Here is a 12,479-nt window from a genome sequence, read left to right on the forward strand (position 1 = left end):
TGGACACAGCAAAGGCTACCTGCCGGCATGCGTTTAACGTTAGCTCAGCTCCCAAAAGCTGCTAGGCCGAAGCCGTAGCGGCCTCGGCCTCTCGTTCTCTTAGTGACGGACTTCTTCCCTAAAGCAGATAAGCCTGCTCTTGAGTATCGAGCGACCTGTAAACCTCGCCCAGGCGCTCATTAACATCCGCGAATAGGACACCCGCCTCCCTCAACCTGGCCTCAGCAGTGTGGTGATTCCGCGTGTGTATAGCATCGGAGCAGAGCGCTGTGAGCTTGGTCACCTCCTCACGCAGAGCGTCATCATGCACCCGCACACGAAAAAGGCCTACTTGGCGAAACGCCGCCAATGATCGCTCCGCGATCTCGTCTGACACCTGCTCCTTTCCCCACTCTCCAACACGTCGTGCATTGAGATTTTCTTCGAGATTCAGGAGGGTGCTAGATCGCATTAGCTCTACTAGTGACTCTTGAAGTTGAGGCAATAGAACCCGTTGCGCTTCGATACGCTGCATCAGGAAGGTTTCTTGCCGTTTTTCGAGCCGAACTCGCTTTTCTCGTGCCTCTTGACGCTTTTCATTAAAGAGATCGAAGATTGCTTTGAGCAGTGCACCGGCTACGAGCGTTACGACAGGAAACCACACGTTAGGAGTAAATTCGCCCATAAAATCCTTAAACCACAACGGTTTTACTATCCATTTACCGATATCTATATTTGCATTAGTATCAATCTAATTTTGCCTGTCGCCAGACCTCCAATTATTGATTAACGCCTCCGCCATTTTCCTATTAACCAATGGTGGTGAATGAGGTCTTGCTGTTATCAATAATCGTAGCGATTCCGGAGAAATGCAGTCGTACGCGAACTCCACATCTATCCCATATCCTTTTAGTTCCCGCTTCATGGCTGTAACCACGTTGGAACAGCCGGCGCAAATGTGTTTGATTTCATTCCACGCAGTGCTAAATCTTGTAGGGGTATGGGTGTGGAAGCTGATCTTTCCTTCCGTGAAACTCACAGTCTCATACTTGGATCGCCCACATGTCGGGCACCTCCAATCCCCGGGAAGCGCCCCCCACATCCGAGCGCTCCCAGGGAACGAGTCTATCATCGCCAAAAAGTTTTCCGGAGGTTTGCCTCGCGCAGGTTGTGTCTCCGTACGCCACCGACTGTAATTCGATACGTGCTTAATAGAGGTCGATGTCATTTCACGAAACAGCGCCTCCCCGCTAACGAACTCCAGCCCATTATAGGTGTTATAGCCATTAGACAAAGTAGGCTCCGGAACAATATCACTCTGATATTTCTCGAACCAGTAGTCCTGCAACACAGCAGCTTTTGCTACCTCGTGCACCAACTTCATGCGTGCAAAGTAAGCTTGACGAATTAGCGCCCAAGCAGCAAATACTTTCCCTTCATCAACCAAGTGCGATGAGTTCGCGCCTATGACGATGAACTGATAGATCTGACTTATGGAAAATGAATGAAATCTTATTCGCCCATCGATGTCGGAGATGAGCTTTTTTGCAGCTGCGTCAGCATTATTACAGTCTTCACAAATCAAGACTGGAGCATATGCCGAAAAAGCAGGCGCCATACGCTCGATAAGCGCAAGTCCGGTGTTAGTAGCTTTATGAGAACCGCTATCGACGAACACTCTGTGAAATGCTGCCTCTAGGGCATCTGTCATATGGTCGTGATGAAGAACTAATTTAGCAAGTATCTGCCCCTTGCTACCTACCCTAGCTATCTCAAACTTATTTCTGCGGCAGCACGGACATACCCAGGATTGAGCGGTTTCAATCCAGTTCCGGTTCATTTCAAAAAGCTTACCGCCATGGTGAGCTTGAATTTTACGCGATAAAGGCGAACTAATTCCGTCAATTGAATCTATCGAACCATCGTTAATGCCTTCTATCGCCAGCCGCAAGGCTGTTTGCCGTCGTTCTTCATACAGTTCTGGACTGACCCTGTGCTGCCGAGCCCAAATTGCAAGAGAATATTTGGGGCTGGCTCTACCGGAACTCAGCTCATTTACCTTTGGCTTGCTGTGATCAGTCACACATCCTCCCGTGTACCTTGACATATCGGCAGCACGACAGTATCAGACACGTCAAGCAGGTGGAAAGACCGACGTATCTTCGAGATACCTCTCCGCGAAGGTGAGTAAAGCTAGATAAATACGAATGGTTGACCTCCAGTGGGTTGAACCAATGCATCCAGCAAAAAATTTAATTCCCCCTAAATTGAATTTTGTATATTTGCTGAAGCTCCTGACCCGACTTGTTGCCTGAGTACTGGCGCCTTAAAGACCAGGGTGGTCTTGGCTTAGAAATACTGCTTCGCAACTATGAACCAGAGGGGGCGTAAGTAGAAGAGTGCGTCTCCATTTTGCCCCCTCACTTTTTCAGCGCTTAACCCAAGACTCCACCACGTCGCTGCCGTGCTCCTGCTTCCATTCTTTCAGGCGACGATGGTTGCCGCCCTTCGTCTCGATTACCTCACCATTATGAGGATTCTTGTACACCTTGACCTCTCGGGCCTTACGCTGGGTAGCCTTTGGCGCCATTACGCCGGGATTACGACGAGCTGCTTGAGGGTCTAGGAGGTTGACCACATCGCGCAGGCTGTAGCCATAGCTCTCAAGCAATGCACGGAGTTTTTTCTCAAATTCGATTTCTTTCTTCAGGCCGGCGTCATTCTTCAGATTTTCCAATTCTGCCAGCTGAGCGGCCAAGTTCCGCTCAAGTTCTCTAAATTCGGCAAGTCTAGACATTGACATCGTTCCTATTGGGTGAATTTAAATCGAGATGGTAGTCGTTTTGCGGCCTTACTGCACCTAGGTTTACTCTAGACGTAGCCGCCTACGGCTAGTGTGAAGACTCAGGCTCTCCATTCGCGATAAATTTCATATAGCCAAATACGGCGCCTTCCTGAACAAGCCTCCTTACGCGCTGGCGCTACCGAAATCCCCGCTCTTCCCCCGGAAAACCGAACATACACCCACCTCAATGTTCGAAGATCCGACTATGAAAAGCACGCTGAGCTGCTCCAGCCTTGGGGAAACTGCCGCGAGAAGGGGGTCGTCTACAATTCTGTCGCGCAAGGCAGCCTCTGGTACGGAATCTGCCTTGGAGTAGGCGCAACATAGCAACCAATCTCATCAGGAAGAGAGACAAAACAATGAATGCTGCTTTGAAAACCTTCGCACCCAGCGTATTGGCGCTGCTGCTTATCCTGCCAACCGCGGCTTCTGCTAAAGAAGCAGAAACCCAGCAGAAGCTGGCCAACGTGGTCATCCTCGCGACTGGCGGGACTATTGCCGGCGCCGGGGCCAGCGCTGCCAATAGCGCCACCTATCAAGCCGCCAAGCTTGGGGTCGACAAGCTCATTGCCGGTGTGCCGGAACTAGCGGATCTCGCCAATGTGCGCGGCGAGCAGGTGATGCAAATTGCGTCCGAGAGCATTACGAATGAGGACTTGTTAAAGCTTGCTAAGCGCGTCTCTGAGCTAGCCGACAGCAACGATGTGGATGGTATTGTCATCACCCACGGCACTGATACCCTGGAAGAGACCGCTTACTTCCTCAACCTGGTCGAAAAGACCGACAAACCGATCGTGGTAGTTGGCTCGATGCGTCCAGGTACCGCGATGTCCGCCGACGGCATGCTCAACCTCTACAACGCCGTGGCCGTAGCCAGCGACAAGCAGTCGCGTGGCAAGGGCGTACTGGTGACTATGAATGACGAGATCCAGTCCGGCCGCGATGTGAGCAAGTCGGTCAACATCAAGACCGAAGCCTTCAAGAGCGCCTGGGGCCCGATGGGCATGGTGGTAGAAGGAAAATCCTACTGGTTCCGCCTGCCGGCCAAGCGCCATACGGTCAATTCTGAATTCGACATCAAGCAGATCAGCAGCCTGCCGCAGGTGGACATCGCCTATGGCTATGGCAACGTAACCGACACCACCTACAAGGCACTGGCACAGAACGGTGCCAAGGCGCTGATCCATGCCGGTACTGGCAATGGTTCGGTATCATCGCGAGTGGTGCCGGCGTTGCAGGAACTCCGCAAAAACGGCGTGCAAATCATCCGCTCGTCGCACGTCAACCAGGGTGGTTTTGTGCTACGCAACGCCGAACAGCCGGATGATAAGAACGACTGGGTGGTGGCCCATGATCTGAACCCACAGAAGGCGCGGATTCTCGCCATGGTCGCGATGACGAAGACCCAGGATAGCAAGGAGCTGCAACGCATTTTCTGGGAGTACTGATTCTAATCTAAGGCAGACCGGTGCCGCACAGCGCCGGTCAATTCAGCCCTCTTCCTCGGCTCCCTTTCCTACTGTCATCATAAGTTTTCGATCGAACGAACTGGTTGACCGACTAGCGACGCCAGCCAGCAAGCAAGCAAGCAAGCAAGCAAGCAAGCAAGCAAGCCAAACACTGCCTAGATTACGAGTGAAGCCTCTTCCGTCCATTCAGAACGATAAATCATCGAATGGCCCGTCCCACCTTTGTCTTGTGACACCTTTCGTCACCATCACATTTTGCGTTTTAGCTTTCACCTTTACTGCTTCGATCGCGTGAACTTGTAAAGTATCGAGATCCAAGCGGAGGCTGGGCTCGCGATGTGATGCATAGACTTGGGACCAATCGTAGTTTTTGAACGGGAAGGTTAGTGGCGGCTCCTCAATAGGAGACGCAGGTAGGTCGATCTGAATAGAATACGAAGGGTATTCATCGCCGGAGTCTGGATCGAACTCCGCGAGCTGGACGTGAAACGCAGTGGAAAATGGCACGTCTAGAGCTGCTACCCTTGCAGCCTTGTGGAACAGCGCAACGTTGACCCCTACCCCGTCCTGCACCGAGGGGAAAATAATGCCATCCAATGCAGGCGCTTGGAGCGAGGCGAGGTAGTCGGCCACGGCTTGTGTGATGAGATACTCGTGCTCCTGTTCCTGCGGCATCACCGGAAGCACCAACCTTTTACTAAGGGTTCGCAGGAAGTCGTGACGCCCCAGCTCTGTTGCATAGAGTGGGTCGAAAATACTTCCTTCGCAGCGAAGCCGCTCTAGCGCTCTGAGATCCAACAGCCTGAGCGGGCGAATGATGTCGAACTTCGCTGTTACTACGTTGCTGCCAACAACAGGACGAACCTCAGCTAATGCTGATCTGACATTCAGGGCCCCGTAAAAAACTGCGATCCCTGACGAGTTCATTCTTCCAGCTGCCGCCATGGGACCGGGAGGCGGCCCTAACCTCTCCACCGGATTTTCGAGCGCATCTTGCAGCGATTGGCCAGAACGGAATTCACGGGCACGGTAAAGTGCTGAGATTTTCTTGCCAGGCCCCGCAGAGACTATCGCTAGGCCTCTGGAAAGCTTACGAGCCCTGTCCAGACCCGCGAAGACGGAGTTGAGGATGACCAATGCTTCCTGGTTGAACAACCGACTCTCATGCTTGAGTACGTGTTCCAGCCGGGACCACATCTCATCCCAATCTCCACCCGTTGCCCGCTTTTGTCTGTAGTGGGAATCAGGATCAAAATCCGACTCGTCGTAAGCATCGCTGGGATCATACGGTGCGTACTTTTCACTGAGCAGCTCAAGAACATCCGCTGCTACGCTCTGCTCGCAACTCAATGCTTCCGCAATTACCTCTAGGACTGGGTCACCCTCACGCTCCCAGAAATAATCGATCTCTCTATCTCGGCTCAAGGCATACTCGTATGCACTTGGTTCCTGGGGCGTCCTTTCGTAATGTGACTCGAACGCTTCTTCTACATGCTCGGCAAGCACTTCTAGAGTGATACGCGGATTATCTGCCTCATCACAATAGGAGCATTGGCCGGAGGGGCTTTTGCCGATTTCTCTCTGCAAAAAACTCTCGCCGATACACCCTGCGCATACCCATTTTGGCTCATCGTCGAGGGGGCTAGAACTCATCACATCGCCTTCCTGTGCAGTCAATGACTACGCCGAGTATCCAACGCTTTGTAGGCACAAAACCATACGGCGGTATGGACCGGTGGCGGATTCACAGCCCACCCCGAGCGAGTACGAGCTATCATCCAGTGAATAATAGCTGGGAGGTCATCAGATGAAGCTCGCTCATCAGGTATTACCTTGGGACCACCAGATGTACCAAGACGCTATTGATGCGATGAAGCGATACTATGAAGCCCTTGCTTCAGGACGACCGCAAGGTGATATAGAGAAGCTGCTACTGATCGCCAAGGCACAGTTTGACGCTGTGAATACGTACCAACTCGAAGCTCTGAGTGGTTCAGGAGGGCAATCTCACTGATTGCAGGGGCTCCCTTCGCTACGCCCGCCCTCAGGTCCCTGCATTGTAAATGCCCCCATGGAAGACATGGCAATTGGCAGTCACTTCGCTTGTAGATGCCTTGCACACCAAGGCTTGAAAAGGTACCCAGCCATTTCATATCTCTGGTCGAGTGCCTGCGACCCATGCGGTTGCTTAACAGCGACCTCGCCCGCTCGTCTCTCCCCGAGGTGCCAGGTTCAGTAACAGCGTAACCTCGACGACTTCACGTTTAGCACGGCTACCACCGACCAGACCGCCTCATTGGCGAATTTATCCAGCGGTTGCGAGCAGGTAGCGTGGTCACCGTTAACGAAAGCGTGCACGGCACAGCGCAGGCGCGACGTGGCCCGCTGGCAGCCCCCCCCCTCTCTGCATCAGCAGCAATGGCGCATGAACAGCATCAATCCGATACAGTAAGTTGTTGTGCATATAGCGTTGCGAGGCCTGCCATGGCTTCTCCTTAATATCCACTAACGGAAGAGCATGGCAGTTGAGTAGAAAAACTGACCAGATCGCTCAGACCGGCCAGGGAGATTCCTGAGCGGAACACATACTTTGTTGCGTGTAGCGCCATCACTGCCCAGCGCCTAGCACTCTGGCCAAAAAGCTGCACATTATCTCAGTCGATCAGGCCTGCCTCATCCGCCACTTGGATGGCAGCTTAAAGTCTTAATCCTATAGCAACGCTGGGCGATAATTGTAAAGGACACTCATGCGCTTCGCCCAGCCTGCCATTGGTGAATTACAAGATACCTAGAACGTGGCCTGAACCTTCAATCCCCCGACCCAGGCATCGTCCACCTGCTTCACGCCGCCTGGGTGCCGGACGTATTGCAAGTTCGGTCGCACTGTCAGCCAGTCAGTGACATGCAGACCATAATTCAATTCGGCATTGTACTCAGTTTCCTGCACGGGAAGATATTCTGGATCATCATAGTCCCCGACACCATTCACCAGGTTTGTCAGGGCCGCATTCTTGCGATATCCCGGGTTCACATGCACCTCGGAAACAGCCAAGCCGATGTCATCCTTCGGTCGCGCCGCGAACAGGCCCTTGTACACAGCGCCCACTGAGACATAGTGGTCGACTTTGCTGGTCTTTTTGTCATGCGCGGTCGCCATGACGAATAAGCTCAAGCCACGCGACGCATCGCCGGTCTTATGGGTAACCTGCTGCGTTGCCCCCAGCCACAGGCCATGCTTGCTCGACGCGCTACGGTACGCAGCACCACTGATCACAGCGGGCCGGCCATTGCTGTCGTGAAGTACATCCTTGGAGTCAGCACTGCTGTAGTAATACCCTGCGCGATATTCACCCGGTAGGCCACCGAGGCGCGGCCGCCATACGATCTCCACAGGTAGCACTGCTCCCTTTGTGCCGCTACCACTGAGTTTGAAGCCGTTGCGTGATTCGGTGTTGGAGGGGTTTTGTTCGTACACACCAATCTGCGCATACAGCTCAGGACTGATCGCGTATTTGACCCTCAGTGCCCATTGGGTGATCGGCCAGTTGTACCAAATTCCGCCCCAGTTACCGACCTGCGATCCGCAGAAGGTAAGGTTCTGGAAGTTGCAGTCGAAGCTGTTGAAGTCTTCTCCTTCGCCGAAGCGACCAGCCTTGATATCTAGACGCCGGTCGAAGAATGCCTGCTGGTAGTACATCTGAGTCATCCGCCAGTGCGAACCCCGACCCCAGACTTCTTGGGATGAGCTGAGCGTACCAACACGTGGGTCGCCGATGCGGTCATTGGAAATATTGTCGCCGTTACGGTCGGCAACGGTCAGCTGGAAACGGGCATCGTGCCAACCAAGTAGTTTATCCAAATCGAAGCGGGCACCCAGCGAGTACTGGTCGCTATATCGAGCACTGCGATTGTTGTTGTAGCCGCCGCCGAGATTGGAGCCTATTTCACCGACGTACGAAAACTCGAAATCGATTCCCTGCTCGGCCAAGCTGCTACGTGCGCCATTCCAGTCGCCAAGGGCCCAGGGCGAATTGCTGGCGAACGGTTCTGCGGCATTTACAGTCTGCGCGCAAGCCATCGCGGCGAGCAGAACTCTATATTTGATAGTGGCCATGGGTATCTCGTTTTTTATTTGAATAACGATGACTTCGGCCTCACCGCGGCTTTACCGCGGAGAGGCCAGAGCTTGGGATCACTGAACGCTTGCGCGCATCTGTGCTGGGAGATCGAGTTGCTTTCGCATTTTCGACACCTCTTCGGCAGTCACCGGCGACGCACTATTGCCCCAGGTGTTGCGGGCAAAGGTGAGGATGTCAGCTATCTCGCTGTCGCTGAGTTTCCAGTCAAATGCTGGCATGCCAGCTCCGGTGGCGTAGGTGTGGGTATGCACCGCTCGGGCACCGCCCAACACCACGCTGGTGAGCGTGTCGGTGTTAGCTGCGAGGATCGCCTTGTTCCCGGCAAAGCCGGTGATCATATGGCTGACGCCCTCTCCCGCCGTACCGTGGCAAGCCGAGCAATGCACTTCGTACCCTTGTCCGCCGCGCTGCATGCGGGCATCGCCCGCTGCCAAAGCGGTCGGCGCCGGTTGCGGCGTACCAGGCATCGACTTGAGGTACACGGCGATGGCTCGCAGGTCGGCATCGTTCAAGTGCTGGGTGGAGTTCTCGATCGCCTCTGCCATCGGACCGCTGGCCACGGCCACGCCATCGCTCCCTGTTTTCAGGTAGTCGACAATTTGTTCGACGCTGCTGTCGCCCAGCCCTTGGTGCGGATCATTGGTAATGTTCGGCGCAAACCAAGTGCCGACCAAGCCTCCCTGTAATGCCTCGGCGGCGATTGGGCCGCCGAGAGCATTGCGCGGGCTGTGACAAGCAGCGCAATGGCCGGCGCCGTCCACCAAGTATCGGCCTCGGTTCCACTCAGGACTATGCGCCGGATCCGGGACGAATGGTTTGTTTTCGAAGAACATCCAGTTCCAGCCGGCCATCAACAAGCGCTGATTGAACGGAAAGTTCATGCCGGCCAGTTCGTCGACCTTGTGAGCCTTGGGTTCGATCGTGCTGAAGAATGCCCAGAGCGCGCGTAGGTCATCGTCGCTCATTCGCGTGTAGTCGGTATACGGCATAGCCGGGAACAGCAGGCCGTGGCGACCTTGGCCTTGGCGCACAGCGTTGAAGAAGTCGCGCTGGGTGTAGTTTCCGATGCCAGTTTCACGATCGGGAGTGACGTTTGATGACTGGATGTCACCAAACGGCGTACCGATCACGTAACCACCGGCAAAGTTTCCGCTTTTGGCGGTGTGGCAGGCTGCGCAGTCGGCGCCACGCATTACATATTCCCCCTGCTTAATCAACGCTGCGTCGGTGGATTTGAAGTCGGCTAGACGAACCACATCATCAGCCACCTCGGACCGGGGAGTTGAGTTGGCATGGATGACTAGGCCGAGCATAACGGCGCCGGCAAGCGCCGCCACCCCGCTACCAATCAGGGCTGTTCTTTTCGTAATCATGGCAGGCCTCACACCAAGGAACCGGGGTTGTGCTGGTATTTCTCATGGATCGCCCGGGCGGTACGGATAGCCAGTGCGCCCACTGTGCTGGTGGGGTTGTAGCCGGCGTTGGTGGGAAACGCCGAGGCACCAACGACGAATACGTTGTGCGCATCCCAGCTTTGCAGGTAGGTGTTCACCGCGCTGGTACGCGGATCTTCACCCATGATCATGCCGCCCTGGGTATGGTTGGAGTTTTCGTCGTACGGGCTCCATGCCTTGGCAGCGGAGTTGAATGTTTGAATGTGTTTGGCACCCATCTTCTTACCAATGTCCACTGCGCGCTGCTCGATGAAGCGAGCCATGTTGCGGTCGTTCTGGTTCCAGTCGAACGTCATGCGCAGCAGCGGCGTGCCCCATCGGTCCTTGTAGTTCCGGTCCAGCGACAGGTAGGCATCGCGGGTCGGCATTGAGGTGCCCTGGCCAAAGATGATCCCGTAGTTCTGGTAGTTGTCCTTGTAGTTCTGCTTGAAGCCTTTACCCCAGCGTGGGGTTCCTGGCGGGAGCAGGCCGGACCGGCCGATGGGCATGCCTTCGCGGGAGACAGTAAGCAGGCCGGCACCACCGATAAAATCGTGCTGGCTGTGGTCGAAGTTGTCGCCGTTGTAATCGTCCACCTGGATGCCCAAACCACCGGCACCAATGAACGGGTTCAGCGTCTGGCCTTCGAACCACACGTGGGCGCCGGCGCAGGTCTGATAGTTGTAGGCGCGGCCGAGGGTACCGGTCTGTGTGACGGGGTCGTACTGCTCGCCAATCTCGCTGATCATCATCAAGCGCGCGTTGTCGTAGGTGAACGAGCACAGGGCGACGATATCGGCGGGCTGAATTACTTCGCGACCTTGCTCGTCGAAGTAGCTCACGCCGGTGGCAGTCTTACCATCTTCAGCTTTGTGGATCTTGGTCACATAACCCTGGGTGATGAGGGTAAAGTTCTTGCGACGCATCAGAGCCGGGATCACACAGGCCTGGGGAGAAGATTTGGAGTAGTTGCCACAGCCATGGAACATGCAGTAACCGCAGTAGGTGCACGGCGCCATGCCTACTCCCAGCGGGTTTACATAGGCCGCCCCAACATGGGCAACTGGGATGTAGAACGGATGCAGGCCCATTTGCTCAGTGCTAGCACGATACATCTGCATCAGTTGCGAGTCTTTCAGCGCCGGGGTCGGGAATTCTCGGCTTCTTGGGCCTTCGAACGGGTTGCCACCGGGACGCATCTCACCATTGATGTTGCCTGCCACACCGGAAATACCGGCGATGCGTTCGAAGCGATCGTAGAACGGTTCGAGGTCGGCGTAGGTAATACCCCAGTCTTGCACCTGCTCCAGGCCTTTGAGCTTGGCCGCACCATAACGCTCGATAGTGGCTGAGCGCACGCGGAAGTCCCATTCGGAGAAGCGCCACGCCATTCCAGCCCAATGGAAGCCCGCTCCACCTACTGACTTACCCATCTGGAAGGCTTTCAGTTCACGGGTGGGGACTGCGGTCTGGCCGGAGTTGTTACGGAAGGTCAGGGTGTAGTCGCCTGGCTGCAACAACAGCTCGCGGCGCAGGCTCCAGCGCAATTCGTCGGGATCGACAGCGGGCGGCGTATCGGTGGAGGTGTCCAACCACGGGCCGCGATCGATAGCGACGACTTCGAGCCCAGCACGGGTCAGTTCCTCGGCCATCAGCGAGCCAGCCCAGCCGAGGCCGACGATAACGACGTCGGCTTTCTTGCGTGTAATTGTCATTTTGTTTTCTCTTGGGCTCAGCTAACGGGGATCAGGCTGATGGGCTCCAGGCCCAGGTTCTGTCCGCGACGGTCGATGTACTGGCGGTAGTCGTAGCGGGCACCGGGGAACCCAACAAGCTTCCAGCCGACCATGCCGCGGTTGCCCCCATACAGTGGGTCGGCAAAGTAACCCTCACGCACGCTCAGCAGCAGGAACTCGAACAGCCGACTGCCACTGCCAACGCCCTCCCAGTCCAGATGTCCGTCTTCCATTGCGCCCAAGATCGCGTCCATCTGCTCGCCGTCGAGTTCTGCAAATGCGCGGCTATGAACTTTACGGGCATGAGCATCGATAAATGTCAGACCGGCCAAGGTGTAATCGCGACGGGTGCGCAGGCTGATGGTCAAGCCCATCAGCTCGGATTCATCCGCGCGCAGAGGACCATTTAGGTACATGTCCTTGGACTCGCCATAAGGACCATTCATCTGTGAATCCAGATAGTCGACACAGCCGGCTTCGCTGGCGGATGCACCAAGCTCATCGTGCGGAATCAGACGGTCAAATACGGCAGTCAGAGTGGCCCGGGCCTGGCCTTTGAAAACATTGCCCTGCCCGCCGCTCATGACCGGTGACGGCAGCATTTCACGGGTCAGGCCGGTTTCCGGCGGCACAGATTTCAGCTCGACCGCACCGACCTTCGCGAGGCCTGCGGCGGCAAACAGCGCGCCCATTGAACGCAAGGCGTCCCTACGTTTCATGGAGTTCTCCTTATCGACAATCACGGGACCGTGAGGCAGGGGCGGATTTTCGGGCGCGCAAGTGCACACGACGTGCACACGGGGTGCGTCGGGAGCTTGAGGAATTGGCAAATTTACGAAAAAACGCGGCGCGTACTAGGACGTGGCGACCTGCCAGTT

10 protein-coding genes are annotated in these 12,479 nt (G+C 55.4%); 2 read left to right on the forward strand and 8 right to left on the reverse strand.

What is annotated here, in order from left to right:
* Window positions 1-118: 118 nt before the first annotated feature.
* The 3 genes from QQ992_RS17190 to QQ992_RS17200 form a co-directional block, all read right to left on the reverse strand.
* On the reverse strand, window positions 119-664 hold the full coding sequence (locus QQ992_RS17190; RefSeq protein WP_286110429.1) for a hypothetical protein: 546 nt from the start codon (window positions 662-664) through the stop codon (window positions 119-121).
* A gap of 66 nt (window positions 665-730) precedes the next feature.
* The gene (locus tag QQ992_RS17195) at window positions 731-2,062 is read right to left on the reverse strand and encodes a hypothetical protein (RefSeq protein WP_286110430.1); all 1,332 of its coding nucleotides are present in this window, start codon (window positions 2,060-2,062) and stop codon (window positions 731-733) included.
* A gap of 345 nt (window positions 2,063-2,407) precedes the next feature.
* The gene (locus QQ992_RS17200; protein ID WP_286110431.1) at window positions 2,408-2,776 is read right to left on the reverse strand and encodes a histone-like nucleoid-structuring protein, MvaT/MvaU family; all 369 of its coding nucleotides are present in this window, start codon (window positions 2,774-2,776) and stop codon (window positions 2,408-2,410) included.
* A 407-nt stretch (window positions 2,777-3,183) separates the two neighbouring features.
* Between QQ992_RS17200 and QQ992_RS17205 the strand changes: the two genes are divergently transcribed.
* Entirely contained in the window at window positions 3,184-4,272 is a 1,089-nt protein-coding gene (locus QQ992_RS17205; protein ID WP_286110432.1) for an asparaginase, read from the forward strand.
* 207 nt (window positions 4,273-4,479) lie between these two features.
* Here QQ992_RS17205 and QQ992_RS17210 read toward each other — a convergent pair whose 3' ends face one another.
* Window positions 4,480-5,946, reverse strand: a complete 1,467-nt coding sequence (locus tag QQ992_RS17210) for an RES family NAD+ phosphorylase (RefSeq protein ID WP_286110433.1) — start codon at window positions 5,944-5,946, stop codon at window positions 4,480-4,482.
* 154 nt (window positions 5,947-6,100) lie between these two features.
* On the opposite strand from QQ992_RS17210, the gene QQ992_RS17215 reads away from it, so the two are divergent.
* Window positions 6,101-6,307 carry a hypothetical protein gene (locus QQ992_RS17215; RefSeq protein WP_286110434.1) on the forward strand — a complete coding sequence of 69 codons (207 nt, stop codon included), beginning with the start codon at window positions 6,101-6,103 and terminating at the stop codon, window positions 6,305-6,307.
* Window positions 6,308-7,081: 774 nt separating this feature from the next.
* On the opposite strand, the gene QQ992_RS17220 is transcribed toward QQ992_RS17215, so the two are convergent.
* The 4 genes from QQ992_RS17220 to QQ992_RS17235 all read right to left on the reverse strand — a co-directional run bounded on the left by QQ992_RS17220 (window position 7,082) and on the right by QQ992_RS17235 (window position 12,320).
* Window positions 7,082-8,407 (reverse strand): carbohydrate porin, encoded by a 1,326-nt coding sequence (locus QQ992_RS17220; RefSeq protein ID WP_286110435.1) that lies wholly within the window; start codon window positions 8,405-8,407, stop codon window positions 7,082-7,084.
* A 78-nt stretch (window positions 8,408-8,485) separates the two neighbouring features.
* Entirely contained in the window at window positions 8,486-9,805 is a 1,320-nt protein-coding gene (locus QQ992_RS17225; RefSeq protein WP_286110436.1) for a c-type cytochrome, read from the reverse strand.
* Window positions 9,806-9,813: 8 nt separating this feature from the next.
* Window positions 9,814-11,580 carry a GMC family oxidoreductase gene (locus QQ992_RS17230; protein ID WP_286110437.1) on the reverse strand — a complete coding sequence of 589 codons (1,767 nt, stop codon included), beginning with the start codon at window positions 11,578-11,580 and terminating at the stop codon, window positions 9,814-9,816.
* Between the two features lie 17 nt (window positions 11,581-11,597).
* Window positions 11,598-12,320 carry a gluconate 2-dehydrogenase subunit 3 family protein gene (locus QQ992_RS17235; RefSeq protein ID WP_286110438.1) on the reverse strand — a complete coding sequence of 241 codons (723 nt, stop codon included), beginning with the start codon at window positions 12,318-12,320 and terminating at the stop codon, window positions 11,598-11,600.
* Between the last annotated feature and the right edge of the window lie 159 nt (window positions 12,321-12,479).

It is taken from the genome of Pseudomonas kurunegalensis (assembly GCF_030291635.1).
Classification (GTDB): Bacteria; Pseudomonadota; Gammaproteobacteria; order Pseudomonadales; family Pseudomonadaceae; genus Aquipseudomonas; species Aquipseudomonas monteilii.